We start from the raw sequence: 23,863 nt of genomic DNA, 5'->3' as shown, positions 1-23,863 counted from the left end.
TTTTGAGTTCTTGGGAAAAAGGGTGTAGGAGGGAAAAAGTATAGAAGTAAACAAAGCAGGTATTATTCTATCTTTTGAGTTAATTATTAATTTTTGAATAAATTGAATAACAGTGATTTATTGAACTAAGTATTTACAAATTTTAATTAATTTAAAATACAATATATTAAGCAATATTAAGATAAAAAAATTAACAAAAAATGAGTGGATAACCGCTTGTAATAAATAAATTTTTGTGTAAAGTTTATTAATACAGGCAACTTAAATGTTTGCCTAAATACATTCTCCCAAAATTCATTCATCGCACTCATAAGAGCAATGACTACAACCTTACAAAGACGCGCAAGCGGCAATGTGTGGGAGCGCTTCTGCGATTGGGTCACAAGCACCGAAAACCGTCTATACATCGGTTGGTTCGGGGTATTGATGATCCCCACCCTGCTAGCCGCAACCACCTGCTTCATCATCGCCTTCATCGCCGCACCTCCCGTAGACATCGACGGTATCCGTGAACCAGTAGCAGGTTCCTTACTGTACGGAAACAACATCATCTCCGGTGCTGTTGTACCTTCATCTAATGCCATCGGTTTACACTTCTACCCAGTATGGGAAGCTGCTTCCTTAGATGAGTGGCTGTACAACGGTGGTCCTTACCAATTGGTAATCTTCCACTTTTTAATTGGCGTATTCTGCTACATGGGACGTGAGTGGGAATTGTCCTACCGCTTAGGAATGCGTCCTTGGATTGCAGTAGCATACTCTGCACCAGTGGCAGCAGCAACCGCAGTCTTCTTGATCTACCCCTTGGGTCAAGGTTCCTTCTCTGACGGTATGCCCTTGGGTATCTCCGGAACCTTCAACTTCATGTTGGTGTTCCAAGCAGAACACAACATCCTAATGCACCCCTTCCACCAGTTAGGTGTAGCAGGCGTATTCGGTGGTAGCTTGTTCAGTGCAATGCACGGTTCTCTAGTAACTTCTTCCTTAGTTCGTGAAACAACCGAAACCGAATCTCAGAACTACGGTTACAAGTTCGGTCAAGAAGAAGAAACCTACAACATCGTTGCAGCACATGGTTACTTCGGTCGCTTGATCTTCCAATACGCTTCCTTCAACAACTCTCGCAGCTTGCACTTCTTCTTGGCTGCTTGGCCTGTAATTGGAATCTGGTTCACCGCCCTGGGAATCAGCACCATGGCGTTCAACCTGAATGGTTTCAACTTCAACCAGTCAGTGATTGACTCTCAGGGTCGCGTGATCAACACTTGGGCAGACATCATCAACCGCGCTAACTTGGGTATGGAAGTTATGCACGAGCGTAACGCTCACAACTTCCCTCTCGACTTAGCTAGTGGCGATGTTGCTCCTGTTGCATTGACTGCTCCTGCGATCAACGGTTAATCTTTAATAGCTGAGGCGCAGCTTCTTGCGTCTCTACATAAATAAAAAAAGCGCTAACCTTGGGTTAGCGCTTTTTTATTGCGATCGCTTCAAAAAAGATAGTTGTATGAGTTGAGGCTGTCTAACCCAGACAACTCCAGATCAAGAGAACTAGCTAAAAATATCTGTCTATGAAAATGTATTTTTATTTTTAATTAACAGTAAGAAAATAACTATAGACTTTTTTGCATATATATTTTCTTATGTTTACCTGCCGCTACCACGATCATCACTTGCAAACTTCATAAAATACCCTCTAATTTACCTATTAATTCCTTCTACAAAAAGCAGTAAGACTAACAGGAGTAGTTGAGCATCATCTGGCATTTTGGCAGAAGTCACGAGAAAACAGAAGGGTAAAGCTTAGCATTACTCAGACTTACGCAGTGAGTTTGTCCCTTGAGACACGGTGTAGGGTGGGTGAGTTTTTCCTCTACCTACTACTCATCAACTAGCTGAAAATAGTCCAGGCGCTGAGGTAAAAATTGCCGCAAGTGCAAACACTGCATCTGAAGCTAAAAATCTCAACAACAGCCTTTTCATCCAAGTAGAGTAACATCATCCTTACTTGCCTAATCCTCCCCGAGAGTTTGACGACGGTGTACACACAAGTCTGAAATAACTTATGAATCCTAGTTTTACCCACCCTAACCCTCCTCTTTACAAAGGGAGGGAACTGGATCTTTTGTTTCTCCCCGATATTCGGGGGATTAAGGGGGGTAAGTCCAATTGAGAGTTGGGGGGAGGGGAAGGTGCGCCACAAGACTGATGGGGTATCTCTGTTTCTGCCTTATATTTCAGCATGGTACAAAACATACCCCATCCAACCTGATGAATAGATTTAGCTAGACAGTGGTTTTAGCTAAAAGTGATAATTATTAACCCAAACTGAGAACGAAATAAATTAAAAAAGAATATTAGAATATTTTCCATATTTAGATGTGCGATCGCTTGATTTTGATTAAATTTGAAATATATTTAATCGTACAAAAATAACTTAAGTATTTAGATATTTTTCTCTAAAAATAGAGCGTCACTCCCATTTTTCTTTAACTTTTTTAAATTTCAATATTAAACTTTCTGAGCACTACAAAAGAGTTATAAAAATTAACAAAAATAGATTGATAAATATAAAAAATTAATGTACAACCAGATCGTAAGACCAGGAAAATTTTCTCCTCTGATCTGGGTGTCTCCCTAAGTAGAGATTCTTAGTATTAACTTACAGTGTGAGAAAATTAGGGCGGTTTGCATTTGACTGGAATCCAATTATTTTAGTTCATCACATTTGCTGGTTGCTAAAAAATTGTGTTTCATCAAAATGTAAACTGCTATCAAATACATATTTGAATCTTGAATTAGGGAATTCCAGATCATTGAGGAGAAAAACTTTAATAAACAACCTTGAGGGACACTCCCTGAGATAAATATAGGGTGATTCGCCCAATGGACTAATAGCGGGGATTGTCCGGTAATTGGTAATTGGAAATTTAGAACAAGTTCTTTCCTGTTACCGATTACCGGGTGATGTGCTGTGTTATCCATATACCTTTAAAGAAAAAGCGCTGACAGTCACCCAATCCTGGTAAAAATCGCAAATTTCTCAATTTCAAAAAATGAGAAATTTGTAATCTGTACATTCATTGAATTTTGAAATAAAACAGCCATGACCACAACTTTAACAAGAGGCGAAAGTGGTAGTCTCTGGGATAGGTTCTGTGAGTGGATTACCAGCACCAATAATAGACTTTACATTGGCTGGTTCGGCGTTTTAATGATTCCAACGCTGTTGACAGCAACTATCTGTTTTATTATTGCCTTCATTGCCGCACCACCAGTCGATATTGACGGTATTCGTGAACCTGTTTCCGGTTCTTTGTTATATGGCAACAACATAATTACTGGTGCCATTGTACCTACATCTAATGCGATTGGCTTGCACTTTTACCCGATTTGGGAAGCATCTTCTCTTGATGAATGGCTCTATAACGGTGGTCCCTACGAGCTAATTGTTTTCCATTTCCTCATCGGTATTTTTTGCTGGATGGGACGACAATGGGAACTCAGCTATCGCTTGGGTATGCGTCCTTGGATCTGCGTTGCTTATTCTGCTCCCGTAGCTGCTGCTACCTCTGTCTTTTTAATTTATCCTATTGGGCAAGGCAGTTTCTCTGATGGAATGCCTTTAGGCATCAGTGGTACATTTAATTTCATGCTTGTGTTCCAAGCGGAACATAACATTCTCATGCATCCCTTCCATCAACTTGGTGTGGCTGGGGTGTTTGGTGGTTCGCTTTTCTGTGCGATGCACGGCTCTTTGGTGACTTCCTCCTTGGTAAGGGAAACCACAGAGAATGAATCCGTTAACTATGGATATAAATTTGGACAAGAGCAGGAAACCTACAATATCGTGGCTGCTCATGGTTACTTCGGACGCTTAATTTGGCAATACGCCAGCTTTAACAACTCTCGTTCTTTGCACTTTTTCTTAGCAGCTTGGCCCGTAGTTTGTATTTGGTTCACGGCTTTGGGTATCAGCACAATGGCGTTTAACTTGAATGGGTTTAACTTTAACCAATCAATTCTTGACTCTCACGGTCGCATAGTTAACACCTGGGCAGATATACTCAACCGTGCTAACCTGGGCATGGAAGTGATGCACGAGCGTAATGCTCACAACTTCCCATTAGACTTGGCAAGTGGTGAAGCTGTACCTGTAGCGATGAACGCTCCTGCAATTCATGGATAGTTAAGTTAGCTGCTTGTAAATAATAAAAAGCGCTCTCTCAATGAGGGCGCTTTTTACAGTTATCAGTTATCAGTTATCAACAGCATACCAATTTGTGCAGAGGCATAAAGCATTGACTAGGAATTGTGTAGTTTTTATTAATATTTCACAATTATCGATAATTTTCGGGAGATATACTGAAGATTAATATATTACCGCTGTTTATTTAATCTAATTTTCATCCTTTCTAGGAAGTGAGAATAAAAATGAAACTCAGTGTATTTACTCAAATTTTGAGTATTGCTGCTCTTACACTCAGTTCTACAGCAACTATTACTCAGCCTAGCCATGCTCAGACTAGCAAGTTTTTTTGTGGTATGAGTAGGGGTGTACCGGCAACACTTGTTCGCACATCACGGGGAAACATTCCCATAATTCGTTGGGTTGATGAAGCTTTTCCACCACCTTGGACTCCAGAAAAACGCTGTGAAGAAATATCTAGCAGATTCCAGAGATTTTATGATAACGGAACGTTGAATTTTTTGAGAGCAGGCAAGCTGAGGAGTCAACCCGTTTTGTGTGTAGCTAGTGAGAAAAATGGGCCTTGTCTTGCGAATGGGGTTCTAGTTACTCTCAAGCCCGATCGCAATCCCCGCGAAACTTTACAAAGACTACTCGATTATCGGGGTGGAAGTGGTGGGGCCAGTATCGACCTTAGTGGTTTTGGCAGTAACAACAATAATAATAGTGCTGTCGTTACTGGTGGGGATGATACAGCTTATGTAGATGTCAAAAAATGGATAAATGAGGCAGAAAGTTCAAAGTCAGGTGAATTTTGCCCAGTAGGAAAACCAGCTTGGCAATGTTAAGCAATCAACCAAAATGGATTGGCACAAAATCATATTAGCTACCTGTATTGGCAGTTTATCAATTTCGTCGGTATTAGTAGCGCCGACTGTCAGTTCAGTTGAACAATCTTTAAACCAGCGTTCAACACAGCAGTTGCAAAAACAGGCTAAGTTAATCACAGTCAAAGTCTTATCAAAAGACTTTTTGGGGTCAGGGATTCTGATTCACACAAAAGGTTCTGTGTATACAGTTTTAACTAATGCCCACGTACTGAGATCTGGTAAAGCCCCCTACCAGATCCAAACCTATGATGGCAAAGTATATGCAGCCACTTTGCAAAGTATGAGCGATTGCGGCAATGATTTAGCTCGCTTGCAGTTTCGCAGCGATCGCACTAAATATACTGTCGCATCCCTGGATTTTCGCTCAAGTTTGACTAAAGGCAATAAAGTTTTTGCAGCTGGCTTTCCTTTTGATGAAGAGGGCGATCAGGATATCGGGTTTGTGTTCAGAAGCGGTGAGGTGTCCCTTGTCTTAGACAAAGCCTTGGAAGGCGGTTACAAAATCGGCTATACCAATGATATTCAAAAGGGGATGAGTGGCGGCCCATTATTAAACTACGCTGGCAAGGTAGTGGCAATTAATGGAATGCACGCCGAACCGCTTTGGGGTGATCCTTATGTCTATCAAGATGGAACTGAACCAGAACCAGAACTCAGGCAACAAATGCACCAATATAGCTGGGGCATTCCGATTGCGACATTTGTAGACCTAGTATCATCTTCTGATTCCAATTTTCAGGCAGAGGTGAAAAAATGAATTTTGGTCATTATCTTCTAGCAGTGCTGATGGGTGCAACTGTGGTGGTGGTACAACCTCAAGTTGCTTTGGGACTAACTGCTGCGCAAGTTAGCAACTGCAGATTTTGATCGCTCCATTAAACTACTTCCTGATCAACCCAAAGTTTATATTGTGCTAGCTATTGCTCGGCAAATTTCGGGAGATAAACAAGGAGCATTAGCAGATTATCAAAAGGCTGCTGCTTTGTTTCAGCAACAGGGAGATGAATATGGTTATCAAAGCGCAGTGAATGAAATCAAAGAACTGCAAGGGATTTAGTAATGGTAGAAGTAGGTTGACAAGATTTTGAGTGATCACTGATTACAAAGTTGTGGCGATCGCAAAATCTTCAATGAAGAATAAATTTGTGATTACAAACTTACTTTTGATGTGAATTAAAGCTATGACAAAGTTTATTGTTTTATATCAAGTTTGGCTAATTACTTCTAATTTCTACGTCACCTCACCCGCCTTCGGCACCCTCTCCTTAGTAAGGAGAGGGTTAGGGTGAGGTTCTTCGTTTTTTACAAGTGTTCGTCCAGACATGATATTAATCGAACACAGATGCACACAGATGGACACAGATAGACTTTCCGTTGGTGGCTGAGTGGTGATTGCTAGTTGTTAGTTGCTATTAGCTATTACCAACTTAAGTAAATTTGTTTTAGAAATCAGTTAGTTAACATTACTATTATTTAGTTAATCATACGTAGTAGTTTAGACATAAATATATTTAGACAGAGGTTAAAAATGAAATTTACGCGTCATCTTTGTGCAATATTGGTGGGTGGAACCATCACAATCATGCAACCCCAAGTTAGTGTGGCGCTGACACCTACCCAAGTCAGCGATTTAGCAAAAGATTTTACTGTGCTGATTGGGGGAGATGGTGTAGGTTCAGGGGTAATTTTTGACCGTAAGGGCGAGACTTACTACGTACTTACTAATCGTCATGTAGTGGTAAATGATGGTAGATATGAGATTCAAACCCCTGATGGTAGTAAGTATCCGGTGTACCGCAGTCAAGAATTACCTGGATTAGACTTAGCTGTCTTGCAGTTTACTAGTAACAAAGATTACCGAATCGCTAATATTGGCAATTCCGACCAAATCCGGGAAGGAATGACAGTGTATGTGGTGGGTTGGGCTGATGCTTTACCTGGTATTACTAAAGAGCGTAGTTACCAATTTACAGATGGGAATGTCCGTAGTCGTCTGAAAGAGGGTAAAGATGGATATACTCTGGTTTACAACAACGAAGCAATACCAGGTATGAGTGGTGGCCCAGTGTTAGATGAACAGGGGCGCGTGGTAGGTATTAATGGACGGGCGGCTACAGAGGTACGCAAGGACGGGGCGCTGGTAGCAAGTTTGCGATTGGGAATTCCGATTAATACTTTTTTGACAACTAGAAGAAATTCCCAGCCAATTGCGACGGGTTCACAAACAGCCACAAGACAACGGAGTGCAGAAGACTATATTAGTTTAGGGGGAGCGAAAGCCGAAAGAAAAGATTACCAAGGTGCGATCGCAGATTACAATCAAGCCTTGAAACTGAGTCCTAATAACCCTGATGCTTACTTCCGTCGGAGTAACGCTTACTTTTTGATCGGAAATTTACAAGCAGCGACTTCGGACTTAAACAAAGTAATACAACTCAGTCCTAAGAATGGATTTGCTTACGCGATGCGGTGTGCAATTCGTCTCACAGAAAAAGACATACCAGGGGCTATTGCTGATGGTGAAGAAGCGGTGCGCCTGAATCCTAATTTGGCTTTTGCTTATCTTGCTAGAGGTAGCGCTCGTGCATTCTTACCAGATTACCAAGGAGCGATCGCTGATATCAACAAATTTATTGAGCAAGAACCTTCTTTTGCTCACGCCTACGCTGTCCGGGGTTATTCCCGCGCTGGGTTAGGAGATAGAAAAGGGGCTAATGCTGATTTTGATCAAGCATTGAAACTAGATCCCAACTTTTTTAGCATTTATCAATTGCGGGGGGTTGTGCGTGGTTTTCTTTGGGGAGACAAACCAGGTGCATTGGCAGATTTGCAGAAAGCTAGTGATTTAATTCAAAAAGATGGAAATCAATTTTTATACCAAGAAGTCCAAAACGCCATCAAATTTGTAGAAAACCCAGCATCCGCATCTCAACAAGTGCTGATCGAACCATTTAACCAAGCGATCGCCCGTAACCCAAATGATGCTAACGCTTACTTCTACCGGGGTGGTGGTTATTATCTGCAAGGAGATAAACAGAGTGCATTAGCAGATATAACCAAAGCAACCCAAATTAATCCCAAATTTTCAGTAGCTTGGGTTGCCCAAGGAGATATATTTAGAGAGTTAGGAAAATATAAAGAAGCCCGTGATTCTTATGATCGAGCAATTAAAGCTAATAGTCAGTGGGGTAATGTCAGTCCTAGTGTAGCTTACGCTTATCGGGGTTTAACTAATTTGGTTTTAGGCAATACGCAAGCAGCAAATGCAGATATTAATCAAGCATTGCAGTTAGATCCTAAAAATGCTGTTGCCTATGGATTTCGGGGTATGTCCTTACAATATCAAAAAGACTATCGTAGGGCAATTGCAGCTTACGAAAAAGCACTTTCTCTAGATGCAAAATCATCACCAGCTATTAACAACCTGGGGTTAGTTAAATATGAATTGGGAGATGTCGAAGGGGCTATACGTCAGTTTCAGAAGGCGATAAATATTAACAATACCAGTGCAGAAACTCAGCTGGCTTTAGCAGTAGCTTTATATAATCAAGGACAGCAAGACAGGGGTTTAGCAATGGCTCAAGCAGCTTTGCGTTTAGATAAAAGATGGGGTGATATTAAGTTTATTAAACAACAACTTTGGGGTGACAGACTAATAGCAGATACGCAAAAGTTACTAGCAAATCCTAAAATTCGGTGAGTGTCATCCGATTTGAGATTTTAGATTTTGGATTTTGGATTAGTTCCACACATTAATCTGGGGACTTGTACAATTGAGAAATTATCGGGCATTGCGATAATTTGTTGATTGATAAAATCACTTACTATTGCCCATTATCCCGCCCTGCAATAAATTGCGGGCTAATAGCTAAAGTACGTTGAAACGTACTAAAAACTGTGGGATTGGTAATGGGTAATTAGTGAGCATTGGTTATTTTTCACTATGCTCAATGCTCAAGGTTTATATCGTAAGTAATTAATCGGACATAATATCAAATTAAAATGGCAAAAGCCCAATATCAAGGATATTGTAAGCTTACTCCTACAAAATTAGTCTAAGAAAAATTTGGAGATATCAATATCTATGCTCAAAATTATAAATCTCTGCTAACAAAAGCCACTGGTTTTATTGCTACCTATGACTTTACTTTAAATCTTTATCGAGGCTGTCAATATGGATAGTTATTGCTATGCTGCTGCATTTAGTCCTAATACAAAAATGCGTTTAGAATTGCCTAAACAACTTTATATGACTTATCTAATCCAAAAATATTTTGATCAAAGACACAATTCTAACTATAAATTAGATGATTATATAATCATAGCAAAAAAATAAAATTTCTGAGGATTTGTGAACCAGTATTCTCATTATCCAATCACAACATTAAGCAAGGATTTTTGGCATGGGAATTTACACCTAGTGTATGCTCATCACCAAAACCAAACTCAGCTGATTTTCAATCAAAATCAAGCACCGCTAAAAGTGCAACGCCCATTTTATCCAGAAGGAAAAGAAGTTTGTCATAGTGTGATTTTACATACAGCTGGGGGTGTTGTCGGAGGCGATCGCCTGTCTTACAACTTCCACCTCCAACCCCATACTCAAGCATTAATTACTACCGCAACCGCTGGCAAAATCTACCGTAGTAATGGCACAATCGCCAAACAGAAAATTGAGATCAAAGTTGACGATCATGCTTATTTAGAATGGTTACCCCAAGAAACAATTGTTTTTGACGGTGCATTATACAGACAAGAAAATATAGTAAAATTAGCTACGAATTCTCATTATTTGGGCTGGGAAATTACTAGGTTTGGACGCAGTGCAAGAGGGGAGAAATTTTTACAAGGAGAGTGGCGATCGCACACCGAAATTTGGCAACAAGGTAAACCTCTATGGATAGATAGACAATGGCTACCAGGTAGGGAAGAAGTATTTCATAGTTTCCACGGTTTGGCAGGACAACCAATCGTAGGTAGTCTAGTCTACATTGGACGAGAAATATCACCAGAAATAGTCGAAAAAGCCCGAAATCTTTGGCAATTGCCAATTATCCATCCCCAAATTGGTGTCACTCGTTTAGAACATGGACTTTTGTGTAGATACCGTGGATCTTCAACTGCTGAGGTGAGAAACTGGTTTATCGGTGTTTGGCAGTTATTACGTATGTCTTTTTTAAATCGTAGTAGCTGTGTACCAAGAGTTTGGCAGATATGAGCCAACAGTTAAGACGCCAACAAGGGAGGTAAAAAGTGCAACTGACGCCGCAGGAAAAAGACAAGTTATTGATTTTTACTGCTGCTTTAGTAGCAGAAAGACGTAAAAACAGAGGTTTGAAGTTGAATTATCCCGAAGCTGTCGCCTATATTTCGGCTGCAATTTTGGAAGGTGCAAGAGATGGGAGGACAGTTGCAGAGTTGATGAGTTATGGTACAACCTTGTTGACACGAGATGAAGTCATCGAAGGAGTACCAGAGATGATTCATGAAGTGCAAGTAGAAGCAACTTTCCCTGATGGGACAAAGTTAGTGACAGTGCATAATCCCATCAGGTGAGGAATTTTAGATTTTGGATTGAGTATGATGATTCCCGGAGAAATAATTACACCACAAGGCGAAATAGAACTTAACCCAGGGCGTCCGACGGTAAAATTACAAGTGTCAAATACAGGCGATCGCCCCATCCAAGTAGGTTCCCACTTCCACTTTTTTGAAGTCAACACCGCCTTAAACTTTGATCGAGAACAAGCGCGAGGAATGCGCCTCGATATTCCCGCGGGAACAGCAGTTAGATTTGAACCAGGTGATGAAAAAGAAGTCACCCTAGTTCCCCTTGCTGGTACACGCCAAGTATACGGATTCAACGGCAGAATTAACGGACAACTCTAACCTCTGCGTTTCTCTGCGCTTTGCTTTGCGCTCCTCTGCGTTTCAAAATTTCCCAGGAGTAAACATGAGTTACAGAATGGATCGCCGCGCTTATGCGGAAACCTATGGCCCCACAGTAGGCGATCGCATCCGCCTAGCCGATACAGAATTGTTTATAGAAGTCGAACAAGACTTCACCACCTACGGCGATGAAGTCAAATTTGGTGGGGGTAAAGTCATTCGTGATGGCATGGGACAATCACCCATCTCCAACGCTGATGGTGCTGTAGACATGGTAATTACCAACGCTTTGATTCTCGATTGGTGGGGTATTGTCAAAGCAGACATCGGCATTAAAGATGGCAAAATATTCAAAATTGGTAAAGCTGGCAATCCCTACATTCAAGACAATATAGATATTATTATCGGCCCTGGGACAGAAGCCGTCGCTGGTGAAGGTATGATTCTGACTGCTGGCGGAATTGACGCCCATATTCATTTTATTTGTCCCCAACAAATCGAAGTGGCGATCGCTTCCGGTATTACTACAATGATTGGTGGCGGTACCGGGCCAGCTACTGGCACAAATGCTACTACCTGCACACCCGGTCCTTGGAATATTTACCGAATGCTACAAGCGGCCGATGCCTTCCCTGTAAACTTGGGATTTTTAGGCAAAGGCAACACTAGCCAACCGCAAGGACTTGTAGAACAAATTTTAGCTGGTGCAATGGGGCTAAAACTCCACGAAGATTGGGGAACAACCCCAGCAACAATTGATACTTGCCTCAGCGTTGCCGATGATTACGACGTACAGGTAGCAATTCACACCGATACCCTCAACGAAGCAGGTTTTGTAGAAGATACGATCGCCGCCTTTAAAAATCGTGTCATCCATACCTACCACACCGAAGGCGCAGGCGGTGGACATGCACCGGACATTATCAAAGTCTGCGGTGAGGCAAATGTCCTACCATCCTCCACCAACCCCACCCGTCCTTACACTGTTAACACCCTTGATGAACACTTGGATATGTTGATGGTTTGCCATCACCTCGATCCAGGAATCCCAGAAGATGTAGCATTTGCTGAGTCACGTATCCGTCGGGAAACTATTGCTGCGGAAGACATTTTGCATGATTTGGGTGCGTTTAGTATGATTTCTTCTGACTCCCAAGCAATGGGCAGAGTAGGAGAGGTCATAATTCGTACTTGGCAGACTGCACATAAAATGAAAGTGCAACGCGGATTTTTACCCCCCCCTTACCAAGGGAGGGTTGAGAATGATAACTTCAGAGCAAAACGTTATGTCGCAAAATATACTATCAATCCAGCTATTACCCACGGTATTGCTCAGTATGTGGGTTCAGTGGAAGAGGGTAAACTTGCAGATTTATGTTTGTGGCGTCCGGCATTTTTTGGTGTCAAGCCAGAGATAGTCATTAAAGGTGGCATGATTGCATGGTCGCAAATGGGAGATGCTAACGCCAGCATTCCTACACCCCAACCTGTGCATATGCGTCCGATGTTTGGTAGTTTTGCTGGTGCGCGTCATGCAACATCGTTGACTTTTATTTCCCAAGCAGCATTAGAACGCGATATTCCTAGCCAGTTGAAGTTGCACAAGCAAGCAGTTGCAGTTTCCGGGATACGCCAGTTAACTAAGCAGGATATGAAGCTGAATGATGCATTACCACGTATGGAAGTAGATGCAGAAACTTACGAAGTTAGGGCAAATGGAGAGTTGTTGACTTGTGAACCAGCAACGGTTCTACCAATGGCACAGCGTTATTTTTTGTTTTGATCCGATATTAATCTTGATACTAATTTTTTGAGCAGCTTCTAAGTAGTCGTTGCTCAAATAAAAAGTTACTGTCGTTGAAATTATTGATGCCTTACCTGGTGATATCAAGCAATTATTTAGTTATATATAATCATTCACTACTAGATTTTTCATTCATTCAAAAAAGTGAAAGAGTGAAATTATTATTGCTTTACTTATAAGTATCTTGTATTATTAAACACCCAATTTATATTTTAATTACAAAAGTCCACAAAAGTAGAGACCATGCCAAAAGACAGTCCACAAGTTAGCCTAGATGCACTGATACCTAGAGAAGCATTTGAAGTCCAAGGACAGCAAAGTCAAAACATAGGAAGAAATGTACCTATGATATCGGTTCGTGATTTAGAACCAAATTCTTTTTTCTATCCATTTTTACGCAAACCTGATTTTCAAAGAGAAACAAATGAATGGGATGCTGAGAAAATTTGTGGTTTTATCGAAAGTTTTTTAGATGGCGATTTGATACCAGCAGTTATTCTTTGGAGAAGTTCTAGTAGTTACTATTTCGTAATTGATGGCTCCCATCGCCTTAGTTCTTTAATAGCCTGGATAAATGATGACTATGGTGATGGCAAGATTTCTAAAGTATTCTATGATGGAGACATCACAGAAGAGCAGAAAAATGCTGCTCAAAAAACAAGAAAACTAATTAAGGCAAAGATAGGTTCTTACAAGGATTATCAATCATTAACCCAGAAGCGCTTTACCCAAAGTTCCCCGATGCAAAATATGTGGTGGTTATCTGCACAGTCACTCTATCTCTATAGATCACATTCAAAGAAGAGCAGATGGTGGTAATGCTACTGTAGACAATGCACAGTTGACTCATCCATATTGCAATACAACATTTAAAAATTAAAATTTAAGAATTTTGTAAATCAAGTTGGAATTTACAAGCAAGAGGTGGAGAAGCAAGAAAGCTTATTATTAACTAATAAATTGTCTATAAACTGGTCAATTTTTTGGGTAGAAATGTGTTGCATGACGACAATGTGGGCAATATTTCCCTGTGTGGCTAATTGCCACTTGCGACACAACTCGATAGCAGGTTTGTCAAAAACGACTGTGGTTGAAAAGTCATTAAGTAAAGGATGGTAATTGATTTCCAAGAGGCGATCGCGTAAATACCGCGCATTTTGCAAGCAGGTAGCAACCTCCCTATGGAAGTGCTGATTTCTCGTTTGGATAGCATACCACAAAAGTAAAGCAGCAAGTCCGCTACGTGAACCCAAAATAGTTATATCTTTACTGCCAATATATTCAACACTTGTCTCAATTTTTTTGACATAGGGTTGACGGGTAAGAACAATTCCGTAAGTGATCGGAGAACCGATAAACTTGTGACCACTAACAGAAATACTTCCAATGGGATAATCCCGAAAACTAATTTTTGGTGCTTCCTGAATAAAAGGAAGTAACATTCCTCCGAGTGCGCCATCACAGTGGATATAAAAGCGAATTCTTAACCTTTGTATGATGTCATTAATTCGCTCTATATTGTCTACTGCTCCTTTCATAGTAGTGCCTAAATTTATATTAATAATGGCACTTTGCTGTTTTCGCTGTGATAGCTCATACTCTAGATGTTCATAGTTAATTTCACCATGGAATTGTGAACTAATCACAACGTGAGGTATTTTCAATAAACGTGCTGCTTTAGCAACCGAATAGTGAGTATCTCTAGAAGAATAAAGAACCGCATCAGGGTAGAGTTCTCTACCCAAGAACATACCGTAGAGATTACCTTCCGTACCACCACTGGTAAGATATCCCCAATATTCTTCTAATTCATAAAGTTGGGCAAACCAGTTAAGAGATTGGCGTTCAAATTCTTTGGAATGAAGAGCAAAATTACCCTCAACAAAGGGATCTCCTACATTATTAAGATTATATTGCAAGAAAGGCAGCAGTAAAGTGTAATCAAAATTGAGGTTAACAGGATAACCTATAGAAAGTTTTGCACATTCAGCTATATGTTGCTGTAGTCTTTTCAGACTTACTGAAGTATTTGTATCAACTAATTGGGGAAACATAAGTTTATTTTTCTACTTAACCTTGCTAATTTTCTTATGCTTTCTCTGTTATGGACTGATGATGAGGTAGCAGAGAACAGAAAAACGAAAAGATTTGATTCAGGCTGAAATACTTACTGCACGCTCTTTTTATTCGTGCTTTTTTTCGCCTTCATCACATGATGTTTGGGATAAAAATGTGAATTACAATGTACTTGTAAATTCTCTTCTATCTAGGTTTTAGCAAAGCATCTCTGTTTTACAGCTATGTATTTGCTCACTCAGTTACTACAGCCACTAACAATTTCATTCTAGCTCTTTGTCAAATGCTGCCGTGTCATTTAGCCAAACAGATCCCCAACTTTTGATAAAAGTCGGGGATCTTGTTTGGAGTTTCAAGTTCTGAACTCGAAGTTTCTCGTTTCAACCTTGGAGTTTCAAGCTTTGAACTCGAAATTTCATGTTTCAAGCTTGGAATTTCTCGTTTGAAACGAAAAGTTTCTTGTTTAAAACTTGAAGTTCCAGGTTTCAAACTCAAAGTTTCACGGTTCAAACCTGAATTGTCTCATTTTAAACTTGGAGTTTCTTGTTTGAAATGCGTAGACGCGCAGTGGCTTGTCGCCAGACATCGCCCAATCATAGAGAATCACCAACAAGCGATCGCTTGTTAGTTGATCCGAATGCGATTAGGATTATTTACCTTCAGGCTTTTTAACTTCACATCTTGTCAGCCCTTGAGACCTTTTTATGAATTTCTCATCAAAGGTGTAGAGTTGAGTATGGTGCTGACTTTGGGCTAAATGAAAAGCATCAGCAAAATCTAAGCCAGCTTCATGCCATTGCAGTACTTGAGAAATTAGACTAGCATTTGTTAAATGAACATTCGATAAACCAAAAAGCTTACGCAACGCTGTACATATTTCTTCTGTTTTAAACTTATACGCAAACCTTAGTACCCATTCAGTTTCCAGAATCACCGTATCTGGTATAAAAACATCATGATTCTGGAAAATTTCTAAACTCTGTTGATACTGTAATTCATCATCTTGGGTCAACAGCCTGACAATAATATTAGTATCAACTGCGATCATGCCATGATTCCTCTACACCTTGGCGGATAGCATTATCCATATCTTGAATCGTTTTTGCTGTACCTTGATATTTCAAACATCCTGCAACATCATCCAAAGTAGTTGCGGGAAAAGATTTCTTTGGCTTGAGAAGAATTGTAGAGGTTTGCCTAAACTCTAAAAACTCAACAAAATCAAGAACTTCTTGTTGCTTGTCCAAGGGAAGCGATCGCCATTTTTCCAGTAGTAATTGTTCAGTACTCATATACCATACTTTTTAACTAAACTAACCGCTAAATCTAGCTTACTGCTTTACTCAATGGGGGTGCGATCGCCTAATCATAGAGAATCATCAACAAGCGATCGCACCACCCTTCATACCTTTCACACTCCTCACTTATCTACTGCTGAAGCTTTCTAATAAACTCCAACACCTTTTGATGTAATTCTGTATTTCCTTGTTGTTGAGACAGTTCAGCAGCTTTCTGCAAATCCGCAATTCCACCCTGCTTATCTCCTGTCAGGGCGCGGACTATACCCCGTTGTCCGTAGGCTTGGGCTAAGTTGGGATTAATTTTGAGAGCAGTGTTGAAATCAGCGATCGCCCCTTGCTTATCTCCCAATAGTCTGCGGGCATTACCCCGATTGTTGTAGGCTTTAGCATAGTTAGGATTAATTTTGATGGCAGAGGTGTAATCAGCGATCGCCCCTTGCTTATCTCCCAATAGTCTGCGGGCATTACCCCGGTTGTAGTAGGCTTCGGCATAGTTGGGATTAATTTTGAGGGCAGAGTTGAAATCAGCGATCGCCCCTTGCTTATCTCCCAAATCACTGCGGGCATTACCCCGGTTGTTATAGGCATCAGCATCGTTGGGATTAATTTTGAGAGCAGAGGTGTAATCAGCGATCGCCCCTTGCTTATCTCCCAAATCACTGCGGGCTACACCCCGGTTGTTGTAGGCTTTGTCATAGTTGGGATTGAGACGAATCGCTTCTGTTAAATCAGCAATTGCGCCCTTGTAATCTTTTTGATCATACTTATCGTAGGCTCTGATATAAAAGTCATCTGCTTTCAGCCCAGTCGCCACAACATCCGGTGGACGCACTCCCACATCCACACCCACAGCTGACATTTGCCGCAAAGCTGAATAAATAGTAGTACCTAAACCCGTAATAATCTTACTCTGACTCTTCTCACCAATTTCTTGCTCATCAACTCTGCCGTGAATTGCTACCACTTCCCCTTGCTCATTCAGCACAGCCCCACCACTCATACCACTCAAAGTATCGTTATCGTAGAGAATGTTGTAACCATCACGCTGCGCCGCACCGTTTGCTTGAACTTGTCCTTTGTTGAAAAATAACTGCGGATTAGAAATTGCTGCTGTTCTGCCCGGAAACCCTGCAACATATACACTATTACTAGCCGTAGCTTTGTCAGAATTCCCAATCTTGGCTATTTTATAATCCTTGCTACTACTAAACTCAACCACAGCTAAATCAACATCTGGTAAGCGTTTGACAGACTTCACCCGATTAGTTTGTGTATCTGGTGTAATAACTTCGTATTTACCACCATCTTTCACCACATGATAAGCAGTCAAAACCGTGTAAGTGTCCCCAGAATGTTTAATCAAAACACCCGAACCAGAAACAGTTGGATCTTGAGTATCGACAATCCGCACCGTAATTTCTCTAGCAATCTGTTCCACCTCTTGCTGAGATAGGGCGACTGCTACTTGTGATTGCACCAATACTATTGATACGCCGATGAATACAGGTGGCAGTGTATAGAAGTAATTCATTTTATATAGGGCTTTTTTGTGTCTATTTTTGAAAACTACACCTTTTTTTCCATCTACTATGATTGAAGCTTATGATTTACAAGTCGTAGTAAATAAAAACTTATCTTTGTTTCTTACTTGAATAACAAATTAATCTTTTTCTAGCTTTTTTATTACTTTTTCAGCGAGCCCTATTTAATTATTACAAATCACACATCATAATATCATACAAAGCTTTAAATATTTTTTAAGTAATTTAATATAAATTAAAGTATAAATAAACACTTTATTATTGTTGAATTATGTTAAGGTAAGCTATTGCTTCAGTAATTACTTTGGACTAATTTGCAAAAAACAGTACTATTGTTCTATTATGTGCAAGTCAACGCTAGTATTATTAAGGACTGTTTCGTGCTGCCCCATATTCATTAGCCTGTTGATATGTCAGAAACTCAGTTTGCTGCATCCTTAAATGGACACCTTTCCCACCCCAACTCCACCAGCCTGAATCAGATTAGAATTCGGGGTGCTAGGCAGCATAACCTGAAAAATATTGATTTAGAATTACCACGCGATCGCCTAATTGTCTTCACAGGAGTTTCTGGTTCTGGTAAGTCTTCCTTAGCATTCGATACCATCTTTGCTGAAGGACAGCGTCGCTATGTGGAATCTCTCAGCGCCTACGCTAGGCAATTTTTAGGTCAGATGGACAAACCGGATGTGGAGTCAATAGAAGGCTTGAGTCCGGCGATTTCAATTGATCAAAAGTCCACTTCCCATAACCCCCGTTCGACAGTGGGAACGGTGACGGAGATTTACGATTATCTGCGGTTATTATTTGGACGGGCTGGAGAACCCCATTGTCCGATTTGCGATCGCTGTATTGCGCCTCAAACCATTGATGAGATGGTAGATCGAATTATGGAGTTGAGCGATCGCACCCGCTTTCAAATTCTCGCGCCTGTAGTCCGGGGTAAAAAAGGTACTCATAAAAAGCTGTTATCTAGTCTCGCTTCCCAAGGTTTTGTGCGTGTGCGTATTGATGGGGAAGTGCGAGAACTTTCAGATGCCATTGAGTTAGATAAAAATTTTACACACACCATAGAAGTAGTAATCGACCGTTTGGTGAAAAAAGACGGTATTCAAGAGCGTTTGGTCGATTCCCTATCTACGTGTTTAAAATTGTCGGAAGGTATAGCTGTAATTTTATTTAATCCCACTTCCGACGCCCAACCAACAAATGACCAAGAATTAGTCTTTTCCGAAAACTTTGCCTGTCCAGAACACGGTGCAGTGATGGAGGAATTATCGCCGCGTTTGTTCTCGTTTAATTCGCCCTATGGTGCTTGTCCTCATTGTCATGGTATTGGCAGTTTAAGAACATTTTCACCGGAGTTGGTTGTTCCTGATCCGGAAGCACCTGTGTATGCTGCGATCGCCCCTTGGTCGGAAAAGGATAATTCTTATTATTTGGAGTTATTGTATGGTTTGGGGCAAGCTTACGGGTTTGAGTTACAGACGCAGTGGCAGAAGTTGACGGAGGAACAGCGGCAGATTATTTTACATGGAGAAGAAACCGCCAAGACGCCAAGGACGCCAAGGAAAGACTTTAGAGGGGTGATTCCGATATTGCAGAGGCAATATGAGGGAGGTACGGAGTTAATTAAGCAAAAATTGGAACAGTATTTGATTGATCAAGTCTGTCCGGTGTGTGAGGGAAAGCGTTTGAAGCCGGAAGCTTTGGCGGTACGGTTAGGGCAGTACCGAGTGTTGGATTTGACGGGGGTGTCGATTCGCGAGTGTCGGGAAAGAGTTGATCAATTAAAGTTGAGCGATCGCCAAATGCAGATTGCTGATTTGGTGTTGCGCGAAATTCGTGCCAGGTTACAGTTTTTGTTGGATGTGGGGTTGGATTATTTGACTTTAGATCGTCCGGCGATGACGCTTTCTGGTGGGGAGGCGCAGCGTATTCGTTTGGCGACTCAGATTGGTTCTGGGTTGACTGGGGTGTTATATGTTTTAGATGAACCGAGTATTGGTTTGCATCAACGTGATAACAGCAGGTTACTGCGGACTTTGACTAGGTTGCGGGATTTGGGGAATACGTTAATTGTAGTGGAGCATGACGAGGAAACTATTCGGGCTGCTGACTATATTGTTGATATTGGACCGGGTGCAGGTATTCACGGCGGTAATATTGTTGCTGAAGGTAATTTACAGGCGTTATTAGAGGCGGAAAATTCCCTGACGGGTGCTTATTTGTCGGGAAGGCGAGTGATTCAAACTCCTGGGAAGAGAAGAGAAGGGAATGGGGTAAGTTTAGTGATCAAAAATGCCCGTCGTAATAACCTGAAAAATATAGATGTGGAGATACCACTGGGTAAACTTGTTGCTGTGACTGGTGTTTCTGGTTCTGGGAAGTCTACTTTAATTAATGAATTACTTTACCCAGCATTGCAACATCACCTTTTGCGTAAAGTTCCTTTCCCGAAAGAAATTGATGGAATTAAGGGATTGAATGCAATTGATAAAGCGATCGTCATTGATCAATCACCTATTGGTAGGACTCCTCGTTCTAATCCAGCGACTTACACGGGTATTTTTGATGTGATTCGTGATACGTTTTCAGCCACTATTGAAGCGAAAGCCAGGGGTTATAAACCAGGACAGTTTTCTTTTAATGTCAAAGGCGGACGTTGTGAAGCTTGTAGTGGACAAGGTGTGAATGTTATTGAGATGAATTTTTTGCCGGATGTATATGTGCAGTGCGAAGTCTGCAAAGGTGCAAGATACAACCGCGAAACCTTGCAAGTTAAATACAAAGACAAATCGATTGCTGATGTTTTGAATATGACTGTTGAGGAAGCTTTGGAGTTTTTCCAAAATATTCCCAAAGCTGTGAATCGTTTGCAAACTTTAGTAGATGTTGGCTTGGGTTACATTCAATTGGGACAACCTGCAACAACTTTATCTGGTGGGGAAGCACAGCGAGTCAAGTTAGCCACAGAATTATCACGCCGCGCCACAGGTAAAACTCTTTATTTAATCGATGAACCAACCACGGGTTTATCTTTTTATGATGTGCATAAGTTATTGGATGTTTTGCAGAGATTAGTAGATAAAGGTAATTCGATTTTGGTGATTGAACACAACTTAGATGTGATTCGTTGTGCTGATTGGGTGATCGATTTAGGGCCAGAAGGTGGTGATAAAGGCGGAGAAGTCGTAGCTAAGGGTACACCAGAGGAAGTTGCAGAGAATCCTAAGTCGTATACTGGACAGTATTTGAAGCAGGTATTGCAGCAGTATCCACCAGTGGTTTTGACGAATTAGATTAAGTAGCCGTCATGAACTATGTACACCAATAAAGAATGAACAACCTCACCCCCTCCCTTCTCCGCGAGTTCAAAGAGGGGCAGGATCAAATGCAAAACGCTACTAACATTGATGCATCAAATGGAGTTTCATTACTATAAGATGACATCCCTATAAAGTACTGTAGATAAGGGTTCTCTTTAATTTGTTCTACTGTTTCTCTGTCGCTTATCCCTAGCTTTTCTTTGATTATTAATGCCCCTAATGCCATCCGAAATGATTTTGCAGGTGCTCCCATCTCTGCGGAAAAAGATGAAGAATATTGGCGTTGCATAATTGAAGTATGAATTTGAGCGATCGCTCGTCTCTTCTAAATGCGCTAACGTATAAATATCAAGGTTTTCGTTTTGATGTTTCAGACTATCATCAATGGCTTGGCGTAGTTGACGTAATTCAAACCAAGCTAGTGTCCGTGCGTCTTGTGGTACATCTGTCGTACGCAACACCATCTCGAGCAAAATATTTAAGTGTTCCCCTTGCAAAGAACGACGGATACTAGAAATTGATTTTGGTTCCCTGGTGTCTATAATTTCTGTCCAAATGTTTTTTGGAGAGTATTGAACAATTCTGGCATGGAAAGCGCTTGTCCAGGTGTTGTTTTGAATTCTATATCCCGGAGACGATTAAGGCGATCGCTATCTAGGAGTGATCTTAGTATTACAGCTTGAAAACTATTAATCCTAAATTCATGTCTGTGGCTAATGTTACAGCGCAATTTTACATTTTAGGGTGCAGTCACTTTTCGATGTCGGCAAGACAAAAATTTTGGCAACTCTTTCTAAGAAAGTAAACCCAATCGCTTGCCGTTGGCATGAGCCAAACGGATGAGATTTTGGCGAGTCATACGGTCAATTCCCAAGCGATCCGCAAAAGTAATTAATCGTCTGTGTGTGTAATACAATTAATTTTCCACGCACTTGATCGAATTTTGCCTGATAGAGATAATTACGAGTGAAAACAACAAATACTGCAAACATAATTAGTTCGATTCCTTTTGAAAGTTTTAAGTTTTATGAACTGCTTACGTTTTCAGTGTATCTTTTCCACTCGCTTTCCACCAGTAAAGATCAAGGCGTTAGACGCTAAGTTAAGTAAATATAGGGGGTGAAAAGGCTCCTCAGGGTTAGGGAGGAGCCTTCAGGGTTTACTTAGCGGCTGTGATTATTTCCGTTCGGGACCGTTTCGCTGGCGGCTTCCAGGGTAGCGGTAGAGGCTGAACCTGACAACTCGCCTAAGTTCACCTTCACAACCCGGCGACGTTCTTGTTCAGTTTTAAGTAGGGTTAGGGTGAGAATACCATCGTGATACTCAGCGCTTACGCGATCAGGTTCGATCGCAACGGGTAAGGCAATCAGCCGGCGGAATTTACCATAGGCAAATTCTGAGCGGAGCCACTGACTGTCTTCAGATTGCTGTGGATAAGGATGCTCACCCTCAATCAGTACGGCATCTCGCGTCGCTTGAATATTAAGATGGTTGCGATCGATACCAGGGAGTTGGACACGCAACACCAGGTTATCAGAGGTATCCATTAGCTCAATGGCAGGGTACCAGCTAACTTCACGCTCTGTAGATGTACCCGTAACCTCGTCAAAAATTTGATCAAGCTGACGACGCAGCGATTCCATTCGCTCAAACGGTTGCCAATTCAGATCAAAAGGTTGCCAACGCATTATTCTCATAAGGTTAGCCTCCTCTTTAATCAATTTTTAAGGTCTGTAGAGTTTATACATTTCAATATAGATTGAGCAGCACAAGGCATCTAACTTCTATCTTGGAATGCAGACTAGATTTTTGTTGTAGCTGCTCTACTCAATATAGATAGCAAACAATTTTGAAACTCTGAGTTTGCTTGAAGTAGTGTTTCCCGAACGGAGGATATGGCGGTTCTCCCACCCAATAGCTTCAAGGAATTTTGTAATTAATTAAGGTGTCGCGACGAGCGATTCTTCAGTATTTTGGGTTCAGAGTTCACAGCACAAACCCTGTTGCAGAAAGAGATTTTGGAAGGTGAGGAGTTGCGATCGCGCCTTGCTCAGGCACAGCCGTAGGGATGCTTTTTCCCAGCGCTTATATCTGGATCTTTTTGTGGTGTCTCAAGCTGAATGTTAAATTTTCGCTGATTTACATTTTTACATTGTGCTTTACGGTGGAGCGATCGCATCCTCTTTCCTGCCGACATCACGCCAAGCTGCAAGTAAAGGCGATCGTCTTGTTCAAGAATTTACTCCCTCACGACCACAGCCGTCTTAAACGGTTTTGTTCGGAAGGATGAATCAAGTTTTTCGAGAGAACCGAACCCACAATTTTTGGCTCACTTATTAATGTGAAATTAGATAGACCAAATTAAATAAATTACATAATTGAACAGCAAAATCGGAGGTAAATCCTATGTCTCTAATTCGTTGGCAACCATTCCAAGAAATTGAAAATTTACAACAAGATATGAACCGTTTATTTGATCGCTTAATGACAAGAGACGGTGAAAGAATCGGTACAAACTTTATTCCCGCAGCAGAAATGCAAGAAACATCAGATGCGATTCATTTAAAACTGGAAATTCCAGGAATGGACGCCAAGGATATTGATGTACAAGTTTCTGCTGAAGCAGTTTCAATTAGCGGAGAACGCAAAGAAGAAACTAAAACTGAAGAAAAAGGAATGACTCGTACCGAATTTCGTTACGGTAAATTCCAGCGAGTAATTCCTCTGCCTGCACGAGTTGAAAATACCAATGTGAAAGCAGAGTATAAGAACGGTATTCTGCAACTCACACTTCCAAAAGCAGAAGAAGAGAAAAATAAAGTCGTGAAAGTGAATATTGTCTAA

Annotated in this window: 19 protein-coding genes and 3 pseudogenes; 14 read left to right on the top strand and 8 right to left on the bottom strand. The window is 41.0% G+C overall.

What is annotated here, in order from left to right; genetic code table 11:
* Positions 1–318 precede the first annotated feature (318 nt).
* From psbA (NIES592_RS00485) to NIES592_RS26115, 12 genes are all read left to right on the top strand, one after another.
* Positions 319–1,401 carry a photosystem II q(b) protein gene (gene psbA / locus NIES592_RS00485; RefSeq protein WP_073554622.1) on the top strand — a complete coding sequence of 361 codons (1,083 nt, stop codon included), beginning with the start codon at positions 319–321 and terminating at the stop codon, positions 1,399–1,401.
* Between the two features lie 1,705 nt (positions 1,402–3,106).
* Entirely contained in the window at positions 3,107–4,189 is a 1,083-nt protein-coding gene (gene psbA / locus NIES592_RS00480; protein ID WP_062249533.1) for a photosystem II q(b) protein, read from the top strand.
* 245 nt (positions 4,190–4,434) lie between these two features.
* On the top strand, positions 4,435–5,037 hold the full coding sequence (locus NIES592_RS00475) for a COP23 domain-containing protein (protein WP_062249535.1): 603 nt from the start codon (positions 4,435–4,437) through the stop codon (positions 5,035–5,037).
* Between the two features lie 13 nt (positions 5,038–5,050).
* Entirely contained in the window at positions 5,051–5,836 is a 786-nt protein-coding gene (locus NIES592_RS00470) for a S1 family peptidase (protein ID WP_073554621.1), read from the top strand.
* Positions 5,837–5,989: 153 nt separating this feature from the next.
* Positions 5,990–6,136: a hypothetical protein gene (locus NIES592_RS24825; protein ID WP_178379446.1), complete on the top strand. Its 147-nt coding sequence runs from the start codon at positions 5,990–5,992 to the stop codon at positions 6,134–6,136.
* Between the two features lie 471 nt (positions 6,137–6,607).
* A complete protein-coding gene (locus NIES592_RS00465) occupies positions 6,608–8,779 on the top strand; it encodes a tetratricopeptide repeat-containing S1 family peptidase (protein ID WP_073554620.1) in 2,172 nt (723 codons plus the stop codon).
* 651 nt (positions 8,780–9,430) lie between these two features.
* Entirely contained in the window at positions 9,431–10,297 is an 867-nt protein-coding gene (locus tag NIES592_RS00455) for an urease accessory protein UreD (RefSeq protein ID WP_073554619.1), read from the top strand.
* A gap of 35 nt (positions 10,298–10,332) precedes the next feature.
* Positions 10,333–10,635, top strand: a complete 303-nt coding sequence (ureA, locus tag NIES592_RS00450; protein WP_062249546.1) for an urease subunit gamma — start codon at positions 10,333–10,335, stop codon at positions 10,633–10,635.
* Positions 10,636–10,662: 27 nt separating this feature from the next.
* Entirely contained in the window at positions 10,663–10,968 is a 306-nt protein-coding gene (locus NIES592_RS00445) for an urease subunit beta (protein WP_009455228.1), read from the top strand.
* Positions 10,969–11,032: 64 nt separating this feature from the next.
* Positions 11,033–12,751, top strand: coding sequence for an urease subunit alpha (ureC, locus tag NIES592_RS00440; RefSeq protein ID WP_073554618.1), 1,719 nt, complete (start codon positions 11,033–11,035; stop codon positions 12,749–12,751).
* A gap of 264 nt (positions 12,752–13,015) precedes the next feature.
* Positions 13,016–13,591 carry a DUF262 domain-containing protein gene (locus tag NIES592_RS00435; RefSeq protein ID WP_256678035.1) on the top strand — a complete coding sequence of 192 codons (576 nt, stop codon included), beginning with the start codon at positions 13,016–13,018 and terminating at the stop codon, positions 13,589–13,591.
* The gene (locus NIES592_RS26115; protein WP_371915092.1) at positions 13,536–13,652 is read left to right on the top strand and encodes an HNH endonuclease; all 117 of its coding nucleotides are present in this window, start codon (positions 13,536–13,538) and stop codon (positions 13,650–13,652) included. Before NIES592_RS00435 ends, NIES592_RS26115 begins: the two co-directional genes overlap by 56 nt.
* A 31-nt stretch (positions 13,653–13,683) precedes the next feature.
* On the opposite strand, the gene NIES592_RS00425 is transcribed toward NIES592_RS26115, so the two are convergent.
* From NIES592_RS00425 to NIES592_RS00405, 4 genes and pseudogenes are all read right to left on the bottom strand, one after another.
* On the bottom strand, positions 13,684–14,826 hold the full coding sequence (locus NIES592_RS00425) for a histidine decarboxylase (protein WP_073554617.1): 1,143 nt from the start codon (positions 14,824–14,826) through the stop codon (positions 13,684–13,686).
* 671 nt (positions 14,827–15,497) lie between these two features.
* A complete protein-coding gene (locus NIES592_RS00415; protein ID WP_073554615.1) occupies positions 15,498–15,896 on the bottom strand; it encodes a type II toxin-antitoxin system VapC family toxin in 399 nt (132 codons plus the stop codon).
* Positions 15,883–16,140, bottom strand: a complete 258-nt coding sequence (locus tag NIES592_RS00410) for a DUF2281 domain-containing protein (RefSeq protein WP_073554614.1) — start codon at positions 16,138–16,140, stop codon at positions 15,883–15,885. The genes NIES592_RS00415 and NIES592_RS00410 overlap by 14 nt, the downstream gene beginning before the upstream one ends.
* 202 nt (positions 16,141–16,342) lie before the next feature.
* Positions 16,343–17,680, bottom strand: a pseudogene (locus NIES592_RS00405) (tetratricopeptide repeat-containing S1 family peptidase); the annotation flags it as partial.
* Between the two features lie 420 nt (positions 17,681–18,100).
* Between NIES592_RS00405 and uvrA the strand changes: the two are divergent.
* On the top strand, positions 18,101–20,992 hold the full coding sequence (uvrA, locus tag NIES592_RS00400; RefSeq protein ID WP_062249562.1) for an excinuclease ABC subunit UvrA: 2,892 nt from the start codon (positions 18,101–18,103) through the stop codon (positions 20,990–20,992).
* Positions 20,993–21,089: 97 nt separating this feature from the next.
* Here uvrA and NIES592_RS00395 read toward each other — a convergent pair.
* From NIES592_RS00395 to NIES592_RS00380, 4 genes and pseudogenes are all read right to left on the bottom strand, one after another.
* Positions 21,090–21,290 (bottom strand): annotated as a pseudogene (locus NIES592_RS00395) (transposase); the annotation flags it as partial.
* Positions 21,291–21,309: 19 nt separating this feature from the next.
* Positions 21,310–21,716 (bottom strand): annotated as a pseudogene (locus NIES592_RS00390) (zinc-dependent metalloprotease); the annotation flags it as partial.
* A gap of 96 nt (positions 21,717–21,812) precedes the next feature.
* Positions 21,813–21,935 (bottom strand): hypothetical protein, encoded by a 123-nt coding sequence (locus tag NIES592_RS25625; RefSeq protein ID WP_256678034.1) that lies wholly within the window; start codon positions 21,933–21,935, stop codon positions 21,813–21,815.
* 247 nt (positions 21,936–22,182) lie between these two features.
* On the bottom strand, positions 22,183–22,707 hold the full coding sequence (locus tag NIES592_RS00380) for an Hsp20/alpha crystallin family protein (protein WP_073554612.1): 525 nt from the start codon (positions 22,705–22,707) through the stop codon (positions 22,183–22,185).
* 718 nt (positions 22,708–23,425) lie between these two features.
* Here NIES592_RS00380 and NIES592_RS00375 point away from each other — a divergent pair.
* Positions 23,426–23,863, top strand: a complete 438-nt coding sequence (locus NIES592_RS00375; RefSeq protein ID WP_009455221.1) for an Hsp20/alpha crystallin family protein — start codon at positions 23,426–23,428, stop codon at positions 23,861–23,863.

Origin of the sequence: Fischerella major NIES-592 (assembly GCF_001904645.1) — a bacterium.
Lineage (GTDB): Bacteria > Cyanobacteriota > Cyanobacteriia > Cyanobacteriales > Nostocaceae > Fischerella > Fischerella thermalis.
The sequence above is the reverse complement of the archived record's forward strand: the minus strand, read 5'-3'. Positions and strand labels throughout refer to the sequence as shown.

Coding starts and splice junctions, on each gene's coding strand:
- NIES592_RS00425 (WP_073554617.1), bottom strand. CDS start 14,826: ATGTTTCCCCAATTAGTTGATACAAATACTTCAGTAAGTCTGAAAAGA.
- NIES592_RS00475 (WP_062249535.1), top strand. CDS start 4,435: ATGAAACTCAGTGTATTTACTCAAATTTTGAGTATTGCTGCTCTTACA.
- NIES592_RS00445 (WP_009455228.1), top strand. CDS start 10,663: ATGATTCCCGGAGAAATAATTACACCACAAGGCGAAATAGAACTTAAC.
- NIES592_RS00465 (WP_073554620.1), top strand. CDS start 6,608: ATGAAATTTACGCGTCATCTTTGTGCAATATTGGTGGGTGGAACCATC.
- ureC (WP_073554618.1), top strand. CDS start 11,033: ATGAGTTACAGAATGGATCGCCGCGCTTATGCGGAAACCTATGGCCCC.
- NIES592_RS00375 (WP_009455221.1), top strand. CDS start 23,426: ATGTCTCTAATTCGTTGGCAACCATTCCAAGAAATTGAAAATTTACAA.
- psbA (WP_062249533.1), top strand. CDS start 3,107: ATGACCACAACTTTAACAAGAGGCGAAAGTGGTAGTCTCTGGGATAGG.
- uvrA (WP_062249562.1), top strand. CDS start 18,101: ATGTCAGAAACTCAGTTTGCTGCATCCTTAAATGGACACCTTTCCCAC.
- NIES592_RS00415 (WP_073554615.1), bottom strand. CDS start 15,896: ATGATCGCAGTTGATACTAATATTATTGTCAGGCTGTTGACCCAAGAT.
- NIES592_RS00410 (WP_073554614.1), bottom strand. CDS start 16,140: ATGAGTACTGAACAATTACTACTGGAAAAATGGCGATCGCTTCCCTTG.
- psbA (WP_073554622.1), top strand. CDS start 319: ATGACTACAACCTTACAAAGACGCGCAAGCGGCAATGTGTGGGAGCGC.
- NIES592_RS00435 (WP_256678035.1), top strand. CDS start 13,016: ATGCCAAAAGACAGTCCACAAGTTAGCCTAGATGCACTGATACCTAGA.
- NIES592_RS00470 (WP_073554621.1), top strand. CDS start 5,051: ATGGATTGGCACAAAATCATATTAGCTACCTGTATTGGCAGTTTATCA.
- NIES592_RS00380 (WP_073554612.1), bottom strand. CDS start 22,707: ATGCGTTGGCAACCTTTTGATCTGAATTGGCAACCGTTTGAGCGAATG.